The 15,748-nt window shown below is 59.1% G+C and carries 17 protein-coding genes; 8 read left to right on the top strand and 9 right to left on the bottom strand.

Annotated features, from left to right (window positions below):
* Positions 1 to 15 precede the first annotated feature (15 nt).
* Positions 16 to 984 (top strand): NADPH:quinone oxidoreductase family protein, encoded by a 969-nt coding sequence (locus Q7L55_06245; protein ID MDO8732156.1) that lies wholly within the window; start codon positions 16 to 18, stop codon positions 982 to 984.
* A gap of 3 nt (positions 985 to 987) precedes the next feature.
* On the opposite strand, the gene Q7L55_06250 is transcribed toward Q7L55_06245, so the two are convergent.
* Both Q7L55_06250 and Q7L55_06255 read right to left on the bottom strand, forming a co-directional pair.
* Entirely contained in the window at positions 988 to 1,791 is an 804-nt protein-coding gene (locus Q7L55_06250; protein ID MDO8732157.1) for an alpha/beta hydrolase, read from the bottom strand.
* On the bottom strand, positions 1,791 to 2,420 hold the full coding sequence (locus Q7L55_06255) for a TetR/AcrR family transcriptional regulator (protein ID MDO8732158.1): 630 nt from the start codon (positions 2,418 to 2,420) through the stop codon (positions 1,791 to 1,793). The genes Q7L55_06250 and Q7L55_06255 overlap by 1 nt, the downstream gene beginning before the upstream one ends.
* 99 nt (positions 2,421 to 2,519) lie before the next feature.
* Between Q7L55_06255 and Q7L55_06260 the strand changes: the two genes are divergently transcribed.
* Positions 2,520 to 3,485, top strand: a complete 966-nt coding sequence (locus Q7L55_06260) for a pirin-like C-terminal cupin domain-containing protein (GenBank protein MDO8732159.1) — start codon at positions 2,520 to 2,522, stop codon at positions 3,483 to 3,485.
* A 20-nt stretch (positions 3,486 to 3,505) separates the two neighbouring features.
* Complete coding sequence (locus Q7L55_06265) at positions 3,506 to 4,426, top strand: pirin family protein (protein MDO8732160.1); 921 nt, start codon at positions 3,506 to 3,508, stop codon at positions 4,424 to 4,426.
* Here Q7L55_06265 and Q7L55_06270 read toward each other — a convergent pair.
* Genes Q7L55_06270 through Q7L55_06295 form a run of 6 tightly spaced genes read right to left on the bottom strand, consistent with a single transcriptional unit; the run spans position 4,423 to position 11,045 of the window.
* A complete protein-coding gene (locus Q7L55_06270) occupies positions 4,423 to 5,640 on the bottom strand; it encodes an acyl-CoA dehydrogenase family protein (GenBank protein MDO8732161.1) in 1,218 nt (405 codons plus the stop codon). The two genes, Q7L55_06265 and Q7L55_06270, sit on opposite strands and share 4 nt — an antisense overlap.
* Positions 5,641 to 5,665: 25 nt before the next feature.
* Positions 5,666 to 6,715 carry an acyl-CoA dehydrogenase family protein gene (locus tag Q7L55_06275; GenBank protein ID MDO8732162.1) on the bottom strand — a complete coding sequence of 350 codons (1,050 nt, stop codon included), beginning with the start codon at positions 6,713 to 6,715 and terminating at the stop codon, positions 5,666 to 5,668.
* Between the two features lie 48 nt (positions 6,716 to 6,763).
* Positions 6,764 to 7,459: a CbiX/SirB N-terminal domain-containing protein gene (locus Q7L55_06280; protein ID MDO8732163.1), complete on the bottom strand. Its 696-nt coding sequence runs from the start codon at positions 7,457 to 7,459 to the stop codon at positions 6,764 to 6,766.
* Positions 7,460 to 7,462: 3 nt separating this feature from the next.
* A complete protein-coding gene (gene cobA / locus Q7L55_06285) occupies positions 7,463 to 8,680 on the bottom strand; it encodes a uroporphyrinogen-III C-methyltransferase (protein MDO8732164.1) in 1,218 nt (405 codons plus the stop codon).
* Positions 8,677 to 9,384, bottom strand: a complete 708-nt coding sequence (locus Q7L55_06290) for a phosphoadenylyl-sulfate reductase (GenBank protein ID MDO8732165.1) — start codon at positions 9,382 to 9,384, stop codon at positions 8,677 to 8,679. The genes cobA and Q7L55_06290 overlap by 4 nt, the downstream gene beginning before the upstream one ends.
* On the bottom strand, positions 9,381 to 11,045 hold the full coding sequence (locus Q7L55_06295; protein ID MDO8732166.1) for a nitrite/sulfite reductase: 1,665 nt from the start codon (positions 11,043 to 11,045) through the stop codon (positions 9,381 to 9,383). The genes Q7L55_06290 and Q7L55_06295 overlap by 4 nt, the downstream gene beginning before the upstream one ends.
* Before the next feature lie 299 nt (positions 11,046 to 11,344).
* Between Q7L55_06295 and Q7L55_06300 the strand changes: the two genes are divergently transcribed.
* The 5 genes from Q7L55_06300 (at position 11,345) to Q7L55_06320 (ending at position 14,780) form a co-directional block, all read left to right on the top strand.
* Complete coding sequence (locus Q7L55_06300) at positions 11,345 to 11,788, top strand: DUF6325 family protein (GenBank protein ID MDO8732167.1); 444 nt, start codon at positions 11,345 to 11,347, stop codon at positions 11,786 to 11,788.
* Between the two features lie 40 nt (positions 11,789 to 11,828).
* Positions 11,829 to 12,113, top strand: coding sequence for an SHOCT domain-containing protein (locus tag Q7L55_06305; protein ID MDO8732168.1), 285 nt, complete (start codon positions 11,829 to 11,831; stop codon positions 12,111 to 12,113).
* Between the two features lie 13 nt (positions 12,114 to 12,126).
* Complete coding sequence (locus Q7L55_06310) at positions 12,127 to 13,032, top strand: alpha/beta hydrolase (protein ID MDO8732169.1); 906 nt, start codon at positions 12,127 to 12,129, stop codon at positions 13,030 to 13,032.
* Positions 13,033 to 13,127: 95 nt separating this feature from the next.
* Positions 13,128 to 13,970, top strand: a complete 843-nt coding sequence (locus Q7L55_06315; protein ID MDO8732170.1) for an META domain-containing protein — start codon at positions 13,128 to 13,130, stop codon at positions 13,968 to 13,970.
* 48 nt (positions 13,971 to 14,018) lie between these two features.
* Entirely contained in the window at positions 14,019 to 14,780 is a 762-nt protein-coding gene (locus Q7L55_06320) for an SDR family oxidoreductase (protein ID MDO8732171.1), read from the top strand.
* Between the two features lie 196 nt (positions 14,781 to 14,976).
* Here Q7L55_06320 and Q7L55_06325 read toward each other — a convergent pair whose 3' ends face one another.
* A complete protein-coding gene (locus tag Q7L55_06325) occupies positions 14,977 to 15,633 on the bottom strand; it encodes a hypothetical protein (protein MDO8732172.1) in 657 nt (218 codons plus the stop codon).
* Positions 15,634 to 15,748: the final 115 nt, after the last annotated feature.

Consider the following 15,748-nt stretch of genomic DNA (forward strand, 5'->3'; position numbering starts at 1 on the left):
TCACGAGGAGAAGTCATGCGGGCTGTTGTCTGTGAGAATTACGGCCCGCCGGCTCAACTGTCGATCCTGGATCTGCCAGATCCGATAGCGGGGCCAGATGATGCTGTGGTCGCGATTCGAGCGGCCGCAATCAATTTTCCAGACTTGCTCATCATGGAGAATCTGTATCAGGTCTCGATCCCCACTCCCTTCACACCTGGCAGTGAATTCGCTGGTGAGGTCACCTCGATAGGGGCCAACGTGACGAATGTTCGCGTGGGCGATTTGGTGATGGGCGGTTCCTTTGTTGGCTCATTCGCCGAGCAGATTGCTGTTACTGCAGCTTCGCTGAAGCCGATCCCCGTTGGTCTGACTCTTGAACAGGCTGCTGCCTTCAGCGTTACCTATCGCACCGCGTATCACGCACTTGTGACTGTTGGTCATCTCAAGCCAGATGATTGGGTGGTCGTGCTTGGCGCAGCTGGAGGAGTTGGCACCGCAGCGGTTGATCTTGCTACCCGACTCGGTGCTCGCGTGATCGCCGTCGCGGCAAGCGACGAGCGGCTCGAGGTATGCGCGCGCTTGGGTGCTGTTGCTGGCATCAACTACACAACTGAGAGCCTGAAGGAGCGCATCAAAGCAATCACTGGCTCAGGAGCAAACCTGATCATTGATCCCGTTGGCGGCCCATATGCCGAGGAAGCATTCCGCGGCATCGCCTGGGGTGGCGTGTTTGTCGTCGTTGGCTTTGCCCAGGGAGACATCCCACGCATTCCACTGAATCTGGTGCTGCTCAAGGGCGGAATCATCAAGGGCTTTGAGATTCGCACCGTCAGTGAGCATCTGCCGAATGAGGTTGCTGCCGGGGATGCCGCGCTCAACGCACTCGTCAGTCAGGGCGTGGTGCCACACATCTCCGATGTGTTTCCTCTCGAGCAAGCTCGTGATGCACTCCAATTCGTAGCCGAGCGCAAGTCAACGGGCAAGGTTGTCATTCGGATGTAGCTGCTACGCAGCTGTAATGGCTGCGATGCATTCATCGGGCCTGTCGAGCATCAAGTGATGCTGCCCGTCCGCAATCGGCAAGATGGTCACTTCGACTTGGGCAAGTGAGACGAAGTACTGAGCTTTGGCATCATTGACCACAGGGCTTGCGGTGCCGTACGCAAAGGTCACTGGCATCGTGAGCTGTGCGATACAGCCATTGATGTATTCGTCGTATGGCGTTGTCGGGCTATTCCAGTCGTGCCGCCACGTCCACCCGCCTTCGGCTTCGCAGAGTGAATATTCCGCGAGCGGCCGCATCAGTTCGGTCCCGGGTGCGTCTTGCCCTGGCACGAGTCGGAAGCGTGCAATGGCCTCGTCGCGGGTGGCGAAGACTCGATGTTCTCGCGGCCCAGGGCGATCACCGGGCTTTGGGTATTCAGCAGGGGAGCGGACATTGCCGTCGAGCATCACCAGTCGGTGCACGAGTTCGGGGTACTGCGCGGCAAGTGCTACGCCGATGCGCGCACCCATGCTGTGACCAACCACGACGGCAGGCGCAGCCTGCTCGGCCTTGATGACTGCGGCGATCTCGCTAGCCCACAACTGCACTGAATATGCAGTGCGATGGTCGCTTGCGCCATGCCCGCTGAAATCGATGGCGATGACTCGCCAGTCGTACTCAAGCCCGGCAAACATTCGGTAGAACCACATGTGATGCGCGCCAGCTCCGTGAATGAGCACGAGCGGTGAAGTTCCCTCACCGAAGACACGGTATCGAATCTGTGCACCATTGACGGCGACCGTTCGATCGAGCTCTGCATGCATCAGGCTTGCAGATTCAATCCATGCAGGCAGAAGGCAACGAGGTGCGAGCACTCTTGGTCGGACGGCACGGACTGGACTTGAAGGTGTCGAGACATCGTGCCCATCGTTGCCTCGTGGATCACCCGAGCGTCGAATTCAGGTTGCTCGCTGCCCAAGGCTTGCAGGGGGGCGAGCAGCAGATCCCAGAGTGCGTTGGTGGCCTCTGCTGTTCGAGTATCGGGACGTCGATGCGAACCAGCGAGAATCTCGCTGACCGCGGCCCCCTGCCTTGCTGCTGTCTGGTTGGTGGCCTGGGTGAGCAGCCCGCGGATCCAGAGCTCAATTTGGGCTTCCGGCTCGGTGGCTTTGGACATCCGGTACACGAGATATGCGCGCACTCGCCGCAGACCCCGAGCCATCACGGCTTGCATTAGGTCTTCCTTGCCGGTGAAGTACCGGTAGAAGGCCTGGTTGGAAGTGCCAGCCTCGGCGACGATGTCGGCCACACGTGGGGCTGCCGGCGTTGATTTCTCGGCGGCCTTCAGGGCTGCATCCAAGATGGCCTCGACATCGCGAACGGCGTCATCTCGCAAGGGCTTCAAGGCTCGGTCAACCGCGAGTTCCACAGGATCTTCGGCGGCGGTGGACACTGGCTAAGTATGGGCTATGAGGAGCATTCTGAGAGGCGGGCTGCTGCTTGTGCCGTGGGTAGTTGAATGGTAAACTACTTATTTTCGAAAGGAGCCACCATGGCTGCCATCTCTGCTGACCCGCTGACCCTGCCCCGCGTGAGCGTGGATCCCGCTGCCGACCAACGCACGGTGACCAGCGTTACCACTGCACCTCGAGGATTCGAGGGCGAGGGATTTCCGGTTCGTCGCGCCTTCTACGGCATCAGCGCGGCTGATCTGGATCCCTTTATTCACATGGACCAGATGGGAGAGGTCGAATATGCCCCTGGCGAGCCCAAGGGAACACCGTGGCACCCACACCGCGGCTTTGAAACCTTCACCTATCTGATTGACGGCAAGTTCATCCACCAGGACTCCAACGGTGGTGGTGGGCTGATTCTGGACGGCGGCACTCAGTACATGACTGCGGGAAACGGCATCTTGCACATTGAAACTCCACCAGCGGAGCTGGTCGAGTCGGGCGGCCTGTTCCATGGCCTGCAACTGTGGATCAACCTGCCTCGCGATAAGAAGCGCATTGATCCGCAGTATCAGGATCTGCAGAATGCAGACTCTGCGTTGCTGACCAGTGCCGATGGCGGCGCGGTCCTGCGAGTGCTCGCGGGTGAGATTGATGGGCATAAGGGCCCAGGCATTTCGCACACACCCTTGTCAATCGCCCACTTGACTCTCGCGCCCGGTGCACAGATCGATATTCCGTGGAGTCCAAGCTTCAACTCCATTCTCTATGCACTTGCCGGTTCGGGCTCAGTCGGCGTTGAACAACGGCCTTTGTCGGCAGGGCAAACCGCCATCCTTCAATACGGCACTGCACTGCGCATCACCGCTGCGGAGAAGCAGGAGTCGCGCTCGCCGAACTTCGAACTCTTCATCATCGGAGGCGAGCCGTTACGAGAGCCGGTTGTTGCATACGGTCCCTTTGTCATGAGCACGCAGGCTGAAATCGTCGAAGCCTTCGAAGATTTCCAAGCCGGACGGCTCGGAGTCATTCCTGCAGATGCGATCCAGCCGCACCGCGTCTGACGGATGAACGACGGATGAACATGGTCGAGATCATCCGGCCTCACGAGGTTGCGCTCGGCTTTGATGAGGGCATGCCTGTGCGTCGGACTCTTCCGACACGCACTCGCAGCCTCATCGGAGGCTGGTGCTTCCTTGATCACTACGGCCCTGTCAGCGCAACGCGAACATCCGGCATGTCAGTACGCGCGCATCCGCACACTGGTCTGCAAACCGTGAGCTGGTTGTTTGCTGGCCAGATCGAACACCGTGACAGTGCCGGCTCGATCGCAACAGTCCGACCTGGCGAGTTGAATCTGATGACGGCGGGCCGTGGCATCAGCCACTCTGAGATGTCAGTGCCGGACAGCGGCCCGCTCCATGGAGTGCAGATGTGGGTTGCGCTTCCTGATTCCTCGAGATGGGTTGACCCTGGCTTTGAGCACTACTTGCCTCAGGTCGTCCAGCGCGAAGGCGTGCGCGCTTGGGTGTTCCTCGGCTCGCTGCTTGGCAGCACTTCGCCCGTGGTCACCTACTCACCATTACTCGGAGCTGAATTGCTATTGGAGTCTGGAACAACGATTGAGCTCGAGGTTAACGCCGCGCATGAGCACGGTTTCCTGCTGGATAGCGGTGCCGTCGCCGTTGATGGCACAGATCTTGGCGAGCGCAATCTTGCGTATGTGCGGCCCGGCTCGGGGGTCATCAGGCTGACCGCGACTTCGGAATCGCGGATGCTGATGATCGGAGGCCAACCGCTGGGTGAATCGATTGTCATGTGGTGGAACTTCATCGGTAGAACGCATGAAGAGATTGTTCGTTTCCAGCACCAGTGGAATGCCGAGAACCAATCAGGTTCAACAGATCCGAAGGATCACCCAGTTTTTGGCTGGCCAAATGGGGAAGCTCAGGAGCCGATCCTGGCCCCTGAGCTTCCCCATTTGCGTTTGAAATCCCGCGGCTAGCTCTTCTTCTTGCCGGCGAGGAACACCTTCGAGCCGGGGTACGAGGCCTTTGGGAGCCCGAGCACGTGCTGAGCGATGATGGTGCGGAACACCTCGACAGTGCCGCCGTAAGTGCCGGTTCCCTGCGCAAAGCGGTGGGCATATTCAGCGTCACCTTTGCCCACGCTTCCCTCCTCATCCATTGGGAGCAGGCCCGCGGGCCCAAGAAGATCCTGGAGAATCGCTGACTGCTTCACAAGGGCGTCAGATGCTCGCACGCGACCCATGGGGCCAGGGGTACTGAGGCCAGCCTCGAAGTCGACCATTGCAGCACCAAGGCGCTCGCGCACGCGGGTGTCCTCTGCCATGCTGCGGCCATCAGGGCTGACCGTCTTGTGGGCCCATTCAGCAACCTCGTTGATCGACTCGCCAAGTACCCTGGCAAAGCCGACACCGACGGATGGATCGGTAAGACCCTCAGACATGTCGATACCGATGCTGTGCTCGGCGTCGAGCGGCCCATGCAAGACACTCCAACCGTCGTTGACACCGCCGAGACGGTAACGATCATGGAGCTGAACGTCCTCGTAGTACACGATGTTGGTGCGCTCACCGCTGAAGGTCCGGATTCCTTGAATGGTCACTCCCGGAGTATCCAGAGGGACAAGAAACATCGTGATGCCCTTGTGCTTGGGAGCATCAGGATCAGTGCGCGTCACCAGGAAGGTGTAGGTCGACACATGCGCGCCGGTCGTCCACATCTTGGAGCCATTGATCGTCCACATATCGCCGTCCTGCACGGCGCGCACCTTGGCATTTGCGATGTCAGAGCCGCCATCAGGCTCGGAGTAGCCAAGACACATAACCGCCTTGCCCTCGGCGCATGCCTTCAGGATCGGATCGGCCACATCCGCTCGCATGTGCTTGCGGACAGCCGACATCGGCAGGCTCGTCACACCGCGCATCATCATCACACGTGCGTCCTGCCGGGCGATCTCAATGCCCATGATCTTCTGCTGCAGCGGGGTGAAGCCGGCGCCGCCCTGTTCCACCGGCAGCTCGGGAAACAGCCAGCCACGTTTGCCAAGGCCTTCGTAGACCCGCGTGTTGAAGCCGCTGCCGGTCTCGTGCTCTTCCTTGAAGACGTCGGGGGTGAACAGCTCGGCGAGGTATGCGCGAATCTCCTGCTGCAGCGCACGTTGCTCGTCGTCCAAGTCAATCAGACTGAAATCCATAGGGTTCTCCTTCTACTTTCGTTGACTACTTGACCGAGGCGAGTACGTGATCGCCGATATTGAGAAGTTGGGCGCTTGGGTCGCCAGCGAGTGCGCTCCAACCCTTGCTGCGTAGGAAGTACAGACTGACATCGGCTTCTAGCGTGAAGCCAAGCCCACCTTGGAAGTGTGCTGCGTTCGTCGTGCCATGAGTTGCAGTTTGAGAGCTGTAAACCATCGCGATGGCTGGCAGTTCGGGCCGCGCATCAGGTTCGGTGTCGAGATACCAAGCAGCCTTGCGAGCGATGTTGCGAGCCCCGGCGATATTGGTTGCAATATCCGTGAGTGGGAACGCGACTCCTTGCAGAGTTGAAATGAGCACGCCCATGGTTTCGCGCGTCTTGGTGAACTCCACCGTGAGGGCTAGAGCTGATTCGGTCATCCCGATGAGAGCACTGGCTATGAGCACCATGCGCTCGTCATGCGCACGGGTAAAGATCTTGCGGGCCTTCGCGCCACTTGCGACGACGATTCGATCTGACACCGAATCGAAATCCCACCAGGCCAGGGGAGTGTGGCCCTGATTGCGTACATGGGCAGGGGACTGCTCCACGGTGTACAGCACGAGGTCATCGCCAGCCAAGCCGAGCACGCTCTTGGCTATCGCTCCAGCGGGGACCAATTGCTTGGAACCGGGCTGGATGGGGAAGCTGGCAAGAGCAACAATGCGTGAGCCATCGGCGGCACCCGCAAGTATCTGATCAAGTTCTGGGTTCGCTGCCGCTGCGAGTGCGCGCGAAGTCACTACATGTTCGATGTAAGGAACCGGAGCGACGGCCCGGCCAAACTCTTCAGCAACGAGCGCCAGCTCAACCACGCCGGCACCATCGCCGCCCGCAGATTCGGGAAGGCCCATTGTGGTGGTGCCCATCTCGACTAGGCGCTCCCAAAGGCTCTGATCGAAACCAAGGGGTTCAGCGGCTCGAACGACTGACGTTGGGCACTGATCGCTGAAGAAATCGCCAAATGCGACGAGGACTTCCTGGCCGATCTCCTCAACTTCATAGTCCTGGCGGCGCAACTCATACAGATCCAACGTGTTCCTCCCGGGTCGAGTGAAGCGTTCTACGGGTGTGGAGTCCCGTCAAGCGGTTTGCACACCTAGCCGCTGGTCAAGAATGTCAATGAGCTTGCGCAATTGACATAGCGGGGTGGTGGCGCAGGTCCCAGCCTGGGCTGCGGCGGCTGAAATTTGATCGGCGAGCATCCCAGGGAACAAGGTGAAGGTGGCCACAACGGGCGTGCGGCCGGTGCGTTGCTGCAACTCATGCACTGCGGCGATGATCGCCTCACCAGATGCGCTGACGATTGCCAGCAGGATCTCGCGGCCGCTTTGACTTGCCCAAGCATCAGCCAGAGCTTGAGTCGAAGCGAAGGCAGCAGGCGTGCGGCCACCGGCCCACGCCAGCACCACAGGCACGCCAGCGGGAATCAGGGCGTCCAGTGCGGGTCCAAGGCTGGGATCCATGCCGATGGTGTCGCCGACCTCAAGAGTCATCCGATGGTCACGCTCGGCACGTGCGATGGCGTCGGGGATGTCGCGAACTGCGTGGGTTGCCTCAGTGAGGATCAAGGGTTGCACGCGAACCTTGTTGATGGCTCCCGAATCCAATTCGCGACCGATGGCCGCTGTGAGGGTGGGCCAGTTGTGTTGGAGATAGGCGATGCGCACGATCGGCCCAGCCAGATGATGCTCCAGTTGAACGGCTATCTTTGCCGCGGCCTCACTCGAGCGCGGATCTGGACTGCCGTGTGCGAGCAGTACGACAAGTTCGCTCATGAACTAACCCGAGACCTGATGCAGCGCGGATTCGGCTGCGAGCAAGTTCGGCACCGAGACAACATCGCCCACCACGATGACAGCTGGATTGCGAACACCCACTTCAGCGGCAAGCTTCACTATTGATTCAAGAGTGCCCACGGTCACTCGCTGCTTGCTTGTGCTCGCGTTCTCGATGATGGCCACAGGTGTTGATTCAACTTTGCCAGCGGCCATCAAACCCGTCACCAAACCAGGCAGAGTGGCAACTCCCATGAGCACAACCAGAGTCAGTTGCAACTGAGCCAGCGGCGTGAGGTCGTCAAGCTGGTGGCCTGTGATGACTGCATAGCCATTGGAAAGTCCTCGATGGGTAACGGGAATGCCTGCAGCAGAAGGAGCGGCGACCGCTGAGCTGATGCCTGGGATCACCTCGACTGTGACGCCAGCTGCAACACACGCCTGGACCTCTTCTGAACCGCGGCCAAATACAAAGGGATCCCCGCCTTTGAGGCGCACCACTCGCTTGCCAAGCTGAGCTCGATCCACGATCACCTGGTTGATTTCATCCTGGGTCAGTGATTGGTGACCGGGACTCTTGCCGGCCGCAATGAGCTCGACATCGTCGGCAAGGGTTTCTAGCAATGCGGTCGGGCCAAGGCGATCAAAGACCACCACATCGGCCATAGCCAGAGCACGGCGGCCGCGAATGGTGATGAGATCCGGGTCACCGGGGCCGCCGCCGATCAGCACGACATGCCCATCTGCTGGGCGCACTCGTCGGACAGGTAACGATCCGTCCTTGAGTAGATCAGCGATGGAATCGCGAATGGCGGCCGCTCTCTTAGGATCCCCGCCAGCGGTCACTGCGATGGTGATGTCGTCAACGCTCGTGGAAGCCGGCGTCCATGCTTCGGAGAGCAAAGCCTGATCGGCTCGTACGCACCAGATACCGGCGGCGTCAGCCTCGGCGGCAACTACCGCGTTCACTCCTGCATCGTCGGTCAATGCGTGCACGAGCCAAGCCCCTGAGGTGTCACCAGTTTCAAAGCGGCGCAACTGCAGCTCAATTGAACCTTCTTGGCTGAGCTGGTCGATCGAATCGGTCACCGATGGCGCGATCACGAGAACTCGCGCGCCAGCAGCAATAAGAGTAGGAATCCTTCTTCGCGCGACTGAGCCCGCGCCGATCACAACAACCCGCTTGCCCGCCAAGTTCAGCGAGAGTGGGTAACTGCTCATGTGTGCAGGCCGCACTCGATCTTGTCCATGCCGGCCCAACGTCCAGAACGTGGGTCATCGCCCTCAGCGACACGGGCGGTGCAAGGAGCACAACCGATCGAGGGGTAGCCGTTGTACATCAAAGGGTTGACCGGCACATCGTTTTCCAGGGTGTAGCGCAGGAGATCATCATCAGACCAGTGCAGCATGGGTGAAATCTTCAGCACGCCGCGCTTCTCGTCGAACTGCACGACGGGAACATCTTCCCGGCTGGGCGAGGAGGCGATGCGCAGTCCAGTGATCCAGGCCTCGTAGCCGATGAGCGACTCCTCCATCGGGAGTACCTTTCGCAACTCGCAGCACAGGTCGGGGTCGCGAGCCCAGAGATCCTTGCCATATTGCGCGTCCTGCTCGGCGACCGATTGAAATGGCGTGATCGTGATCAGGTTGATATTGGTGCGGGCTACCAAGTCATCGCGAGTGGCGATGGTTTCGGGGAAGTGATAGCCCGTATCGAGGAATACCACGGGAATCTCAGGAGCGATCGTGGAGATGAGATGCGACATCGAAGTGTTCGCCATAGCCTGAGTCGAAACCACACGCCCGGCAAAGGAGTCGGCGGCCCAGCGGATCACCTCTGCTGCATCTGCGCCCTCAAGACCCGCTGAGGCATATCGAGCAACGGCCTGCAGAACTCGAGCGTCGCTTCTTTGCACAACTGTCATCTGATTGCCTCATCATCCGCGCGTAGGGCCCAGGTGCTAAACGACTCGTCGTCTTCACGCTCTTGAGTGAAGCGGCGCACAACTCGTTCGACGTAATCGGGAAGCTGATCGGCTGGTAGCCGCAAGCCCTTGACGGTCCGACCAAAGCCGGACTCATGGCCAAGGCGACCACCAAGGTGAATCTGGAAGCCTTCAACATCGTTGCCATCAGCATCGAGGGCACGCATGCCCTTCAAGCCGATGTCAGCGACCTGAATGCGGGCGCAGGAGTTGGGGCAGCCGTTGACGTGCACAGCCAGCGGCAGTTTGTACTCGGGAAGGCGAGCTTCCAACTCAGAGATCAGCGTGGTTGCGTGATCCTTTGTGTTGGTGATGGCCAACTTGCAGAACTCAACGCCGGTGCAGGCCATGGTGCTGCGCCGGAACTGGCTCGGGAAGACCTCAAGTCCGATCGAGGACAGCGCGATGACCAGCGCATCGACATTGGCCCCTTCGACATTCAAGACGACGATCTTCTGATCAGCAGTGAGATGCACGCGATCTGAACCGGCAGCCTCAGCGATATCAGCAAGGGCGGCGAGGCGATCACCAGAGAGGCGGCCCACGGTTGGGGCAGCACCCACGTAGTTGCGGCCATCCTTCTGCGGGTAGACACCGACGTGGTCGCGCTGGCCGGTATCGGCGATGGCCGGTCCGTCGATGAGCGCACGGCCGAGGTACTCCTGCTCGAGAACTTGGCGGAACTTCTCAGCACCCCAATCGGAAACCAGGAACTTCAAGCGAGCCTTGGTGCGCAAGCGGCGGTAGCCGTAGTCGCGGAAGATCTTCACGACGCCGACCCACACCTCGGGCACCTCTTCAATCGGAACCCAGGCGCCAAGGCGCACGGCCAGATGAGGATTGGTCGAAAGTCCGCCACCGACCCAGAGATCGAAGCCCGGACCATGATCGGGGTGAACTACGCCAACAAAAGAGATGTCATTGATCTCGTGACAAACGTCAAGGCGAGGCGAGCCGCTGATTGCTGACTTGAACTTGCGCGGCAGGTTTGCCAGCTCAGGATCGAGCAGATAGCGGTTCAGGATCTCTTCGATCGCGGGAGTGCCATCGATGATCTCGTCGACAGCGACTCCGGCCACCGGCGAACCCAGGATCACGCGAGGTACGTCACCGCAAGCCTGCGCACTGGACAGGCCAACTGATTCGAGTCGACGCCAGATTTCAGGCACGTCTTCAATGCGAATCCAGTGGAGCTGGATGTTCTGACGATCGGTGACGTCAGCAGTGCCCCGACCGAATTCAATGGAGATGCCAGCGATGGTGCGCAGTTGCGCAAGGGTCAGGCGCCCGCCATCAGAGCGAACGCGCAGCAAGAAGTTGGAATCCTCGAGCTCTTCTGGCTCAAGAGTGGCCGTGCGTCCGCCATCGATGCCGGGCCTGCGCTGGGTGTACAGCCCCCACCAGCGCAGGCGGCCACGGAGATCATCGCTTGGGATGGAGTCGAAGCCTTCAAGGGCGTAGATGGTCTCCACGCGATGGCGGACCGAAAGACCGTCAGCCTCCTGCTTCATGACCTCATTGGGATTCAATGGGGCATCACCGTCCACCGCCCATTGGCCGTTGGACTTGGCGGGGCGGGTGGTACCGGTCGTGGTCGTCATCAATTCCTTTGAGGGGTGTGGATGCGCAGCGCTGGAACACCAGCAACAGCAGAGGGGTCGCCGAAGGGGGGAGGCGACTAGCAACAGCGCATTGAGGTCACGCGCATAAGATCTACATGCATGCGGCGCGTGAGGAATGCAACTGACATAAAGGAAGCCTAACTTCCGGGGTAAGGGAGTGTCTACGACGAACCAGACAGTTGCGAAACCTTTGCATGAAGCCGACATTTCGCCGACTGAGCAGTCCTTAAGAACTACCCGCACACTACGCTGACTCAGCCACGATCTAGAGGAGAAACATGCCAACCGACGCACCGGAAATCGGACCTGTCGAGTATCTCGTTGTTGAGTTTCCCGGCAATGAGTTCAAGGGCGAGATCGCCCCTGAGATTGCTGCCCTAGCGCAGGCGGGGATCGTGCGGATTCTGGACCTCGTCTTCATCACCAAGGATGAGAATGGTGACGTGGTTTGGCTGGAAGCCGACGCTGTTGACGGTGACTTCGCAATGGGCTTCCTGGACAGTTTCGACCAGCTCCAGGGGCTGCTCAATGAGGATGACATCGCCACGGTTGCGGCTGAACTGGCCCCCAATTCATCTGCTGGGCTGATCCTGTGGGAGAACACCTGGGCAGCCCGTCTGGCCGGAGCAATTGAAAATGCGAACGGCCGCGTGGTTGCCCATGACCGCATTCCTCGTGAATTCGTGCTTGCCGCGGTTGCTGCTGCCGAACTCGCGAGCTGAATCTGACTTTCACCGTCACATCTGAACTAGGGAGACACCAATGATTCGTCGCGGACCAAGCCTTCTTCGTGTTGCTGCCACGACGGCTGTTGTAGCCGGCACTGCCACGGCAGTCTCAGGTGGAATGCGCAACCGGCAAGCCCAAAAGGTTGAGGCTCAGCAGGCCCAGGCTGCGCCGGCTCCAGCAGCACCGGCTGCCCCGAGCGCCGGACAGATGACTGACGAGGTCATCAGCCAGCTCAAGCAGCTCGCGGATCTGAAGAATCAGGGCGTTCTCACCGAAGAAGAGTTCACCGCGCAGAAGGTCAAGCTCCTCGGTTCGTAAGGCAGGTGCCCTGATGTCAGCTGATCCCCGAGAGTTGTGCTTCAGCAATGCCCGCGGTGAGCAACTGGCCGCAACCTTTCAGGCAGCGGGAGAGGCCACTCCGGGCGTTCTTCTGTGCCAGGGGCTCTCTGGAGTTCGAAACCTTGTCATGCCCGAGGTTGCGCAGGCCTTGGCAGAAGCTGGTATCTCTTCCTTGCGATTCGACTACACCGGTTTTGGTGAGAGCCAAGGCGATCCGGGTTGGATCGACCCAAGTTCTCGGGCAAGCGATGCTCGTCTGGCCTTGGCCGAACTCCAGGCCCAGCCGGAGGTGGATTCCAACAGAATCGGACTGTATGGCCACAGTTATGGCGGTCCGATCGCACTGCAATTGGCCTCAACAAATCCTCGGATCAAAGCACTTGCCGCACTTTCCAGTCCCGGATCTGGCACCGATATGTTGCGCGCAGCTCGACCTGCCTGGGATTGGGTCACGCTGAAGCAGCGCCTTGTTGTTGAACGCATTCGGCTCGAAAGTGGCGAGGCACCCGAAGTTGTACCAATAGATCAGATATTTCCTTTCAGTCCGAAGTTTGCCGCTGGCTATGCGCTGTTGAAGCAAGCGCAGGGCGGCACCAGCGCTTTGCAAGGAACCCAAGGTTTGGGCAAGGACTCCTTCTACCTTGCCAGCGTCGATCGAATGGCCGACTTGAAACTATTGCCAATGACCGAAAGCCTTGCCAATTGCGCGTGCCTGTTTGTCAGTGGCGAGTTGGATGACACCGCGCCTATTGAAACGATCGAGCCGATCTTTGCTTCGATTCCCGAGATCAAAGAGTGGATAGTTGTGCCGGGTGCCGATCACAATTCACTCGACAGCGACCCCGGATTGCACTTCGCTTTGGGGTCGGTCACAACTTGGTTTCAGTCCCATCTTTAAGTTGATCTGAGTCCTTGATTTGCCATCCTGCGACATACGCTGTTGGCATGTTGACGCGCAGACGCCAGTACTTGCTGATTGCAGTTCCATTGACCATGACCGGCCTTTTGGCGTCGGCCTGCGGTTCTGATTCGTCAAACTCAGGCGACACGTCGTCAGGACCGATCGCAACGCCGTTCTCAGCGAGTCCGGATGCCTCGACAACCGAAACAGTTGGCTCAAGAACTCCGAGCAGTTCATCGCTTGCAGGCAGTGCCTGGAAGCTCACCTCCTTCGCTTCTTCCAGCGGTTCAGCAAAGAAAGCCACCTCCTCTCCATCTGCCGGGACTCTTGTCTTTGCGGCGGGCGGCAAGCTTTCGGGTTCGACCGGTTGCAACAGCTTCAACGGCACCTACAAAGAAGCAGGCTCATCGCTCACCATCACGGTGGGTCCGATGACGATGATGTCGTGTAGCGGTGCGGCTGCTACTCAAGAATCGGCTGTGCTGGCAAATCTTGCATTGGTGGACTCCTTCACGGCTAATTCGCGGCTGCAACTCAAGAGTGGAAGTCCCACTGTTCTCACATACAAGGCAGATGCAACTGGCCTTGCAGGAACCTCGTGGATCGCGTCGGGAATCAACAACGGGAAAGGTGGCGTTGTCAGCGACGCCAACACGTCCAAGGTCACGGCCAAGTTCAACAATGAAGGTGGGCTTTCGGGTAACGGCGGTTGCAATACCTACACCGCCAGTTTCACCACCTCCGGCAAAAAGCGTCTGAAAATCGGACCTGCGATTTCGACAATGATGGCGTGCGAGCCAAATTCAGTCATGACGACCGAACAGCGGTACTTTGCAGCGCTTGCAAAGGTTGCGACGTATCACCGAGACGGCAATCGACTCACGTTGAGGGATGCCTCCGGCGCCACTCAAGTCACCTTCGTTCCTGCTTCCTAAGGACCCGAACTCGGTTAGCCTCCCAAGAACTAATGAGGGAGGGTCAATATGACTGGGGATTCTGGGCGCAAGATCTTGGTGACCGGAGGTTCAAAGGGCTGGGGCGAGGCCATCGTTGACCGCTTTGTCGACGAAGGCTGCGAAGTGTTCATCAATTTTGCGCATGATCGTTCTGCCGCAGAGGCCGTGGCTAGCGGCGTCCGAACCCGCGGTTCAATCGCGCACGTCATTCAGGCCGATATGGGCACCGACGAGGGAATTCAGTCGCTGTTCTCGGAAATTACGCAATTGACTGACGAGCTTGATGTCGTTGTTCACAACGCCTTCCATCTCACCAACGCCGATCCGCTTTCGGCAGATCGCGCGCAGTGGCTGCGCGCTATGGAAGTGGGTCCCCTTGCTCTGATGTCGATCGCTCAGCTCGCCGCACCGATGATGCCGTCGGGATCGGGGCGCATCGTTGCTACCAGCAGCGTTGCGACCAAGCGTCTGTTCCACCCGACTCAAGGTCTCGGGTATTTTCCGATGGCTGTGGCCAAGGGAGCACTTGAAGTCTCAGTGCGCTACCTCGCGACCGAACTTGCCCCACGCGAGATCACGGTTAACGCTGTTGCGGCGGCATATATCGGCACGCCGAACCTGCTTGAATCGCCTGAGGCCTTTCTGCAGGCCATTGCTCGCAAGACTCCCTACGGCCGCATCCCCAGCGCGCGTGAAATGGCGAACACTGTGTACATGCTGGCGTCTGCGGATGCCGCTTTCACTACCGGGCAGATCCTCGTTGCAGACGGTGGCTTCACGCTTGTCTGAGCACACAATTGTGTTTACACGATGCTGTTCTTGCTCGGCGCCTGACCAGCCGCCTGGCTCGCCAAGAGTGAGACAGTGATCACGAGAGCACTTGCGACTGCAATCGACCTCTTGCTCACGTCATCAAGTATTCCTGCCACATCAGAAATGCGAGGTGAGGCGAGCCCGATGGACTCGCCCCACGTTTCATCGCTGGCTAGCTATGGACCCCAAGATGCGAGCCCTGGATCTTCACCAGTGAGTTCCAATTCTGGTCGCCATGGAGCAATTCGAAACTCTTGCTCGAGATGTTCAACAACTCCTTGGGAATTGCTGTGCCCGCCGGGAAGGCTGCGGTAACGGCTGCCTTGTAGACGTTCTTTGCATTCTCAACGGCTGCCTTGAAGGCGCTCTTGGAAGAGTCCACCTTCGCTTGCGCTGCGCTCTTGGCGGCGCTCACCGCAGAGTTGTATGCAGTCTGCGCCTGATCAAGCGCTGCGCGTGCACCTGTTGCATCGAGCCCAGCGTCAACTGTGAACTGGTATGCATCCTTGGCAATTACCAAGGCGAGACGTTGAGCACTCGTCGAATTGGATATCTCAGTCTGCACCTGCGTCAGGACACCTTGCAGAGCCGAGTTCGCTGAAGCGATACTTGTGAAGTACGCCTTGCGGGCAGCAAGAATTATTGTGGCCTGTGCTTGAGTGACAGATACCCTGACGGTGTCACGCGGAGAACTGTGGTCTGATCCGCGTCCGTTGTCGCCGTGGTGGTCATTACCGTTGTTGTTCGCGGAAGCCGACGATGCAAGTAGCGGTGCCGAGGCAACGAGTGCGAGGCCAGCTGTGGTTGCGATAAAGCGTTGAACCTTCATGTCGATCTCCTTCGAACGTTGTCTTGCGTTGTTTGAAGTCTGTTCGCAATAGCTCAGCGTGGGAAGCGCAAAAGGTTGATTCTCAGGCAACGCACAGAAAGGCAAAATTGTGCGT

It is taken from the genome of Actinomycetota bacterium (assembly GCA_030650795.1).
Classification (GTDB): domain Bacteria; phylum Actinomycetota; class Actinomycetes; order S36-B12; family S36-B12; genus UBA11398.

Bases quoted from the DNA above. Each gene is read 5' to 3' on its own strand.
- cobA (MDO8732164.1), bottom strand. From the start codon at position 8,680: ATGAGCAGTTACCCACTCTCGCTGAACTTGGCGGGCAAGCGGGTTGTT.
- Q7L55_06245 (MDO8732156.1), top strand. From the start codon at position 16: ATGCGGGCTGTTGTCTGTGAGAATTACGGCCCGCCGGCTCAACTGTCG.
- Q7L55_06260 (MDO8732159.1), top strand. From the start codon at position 2,520: ATGGCTGCCATCTCTGCTGACCCGCTGACCCTGCCCCGCGTGAGCGTG.
- Q7L55_06295 (MDO8732166.1), bottom strand. From the start codon at position 11,045: ATGACGACCACGACCGGTACCACCCGCCCCGCCAAGTCCAACGGCCAA.
- Q7L55_06320 (MDO8732171.1), top strand. From the start codon at position 14,019: ATGACTGGGGATTCTGGGCGCAAGATCTTGGTGACCGGAGGTTCAAAG.
- Q7L55_06265 (MDO8732160.1), top strand. From the start codon at position 3,506: ATGGTCGAGATCATCCGGCCTCACGAGGTTGCGCTCGGCTTTGATGAG.
- Q7L55_06310 (MDO8732169.1), top strand. From the start codon at position 12,127: ATGTCAGCTGATCCCCGAGAGTTGTGCTTCAGCAATGCCCGCGGTGAG.
- Q7L55_06270 (MDO8732161.1), bottom strand. From the start codon at position 5,640: ATGGATTTCAGTCTGATTGACTTGGACGACGAGCAACGTGCGCTGCAG.
- Q7L55_06290 (MDO8732165.1), bottom strand. From the start codon at position 9,384: ATGACAGTTGTGCAAAGAAGCGACGCTCGAGTTCTGCAGGCCGTTGCT.
- Q7L55_06250 (MDO8732157.1), bottom strand. From the start codon at position 1,791: ATGCATGCAGAGCTCGATCGAACGGTCGCCGTCAATGGTGCACAGATT.
- Q7L55_06300 (MDO8732167.1), top strand. From the start codon at position 11,345: ATGCCAACCGACGCACCGGAAATCGGACCTGTCGAGTATCTCGTTGTT.
- Q7L55_06280 (MDO8732163.1), bottom strand. From the start codon at position 7,459: ATGAGCGAACTTGTCGTACTGCTCGCACACGGCAGTCCAGATCCGCGC.
- Q7L55_06325 (MDO8732172.1), bottom strand. From the start codon at position 15,633: ATGAAGGTTCAACGCTTTATCGCAACCACAGCTGGCCTCGCACTCGTT.
- Q7L55_06315 (MDO8732170.1), top strand. From the start codon at position 13,128: ATGACCGGCCTTTTGGCGTCGGCCTGCGGTTCTGATTCGTCAAACTCA.
- Q7L55_06305 (MDO8732168.1), top strand. From the start codon at position 11,829: ATGATTCGTCGCGGACCAAGCCTTCTTCGTGTTGCTGCCACGACGGCT.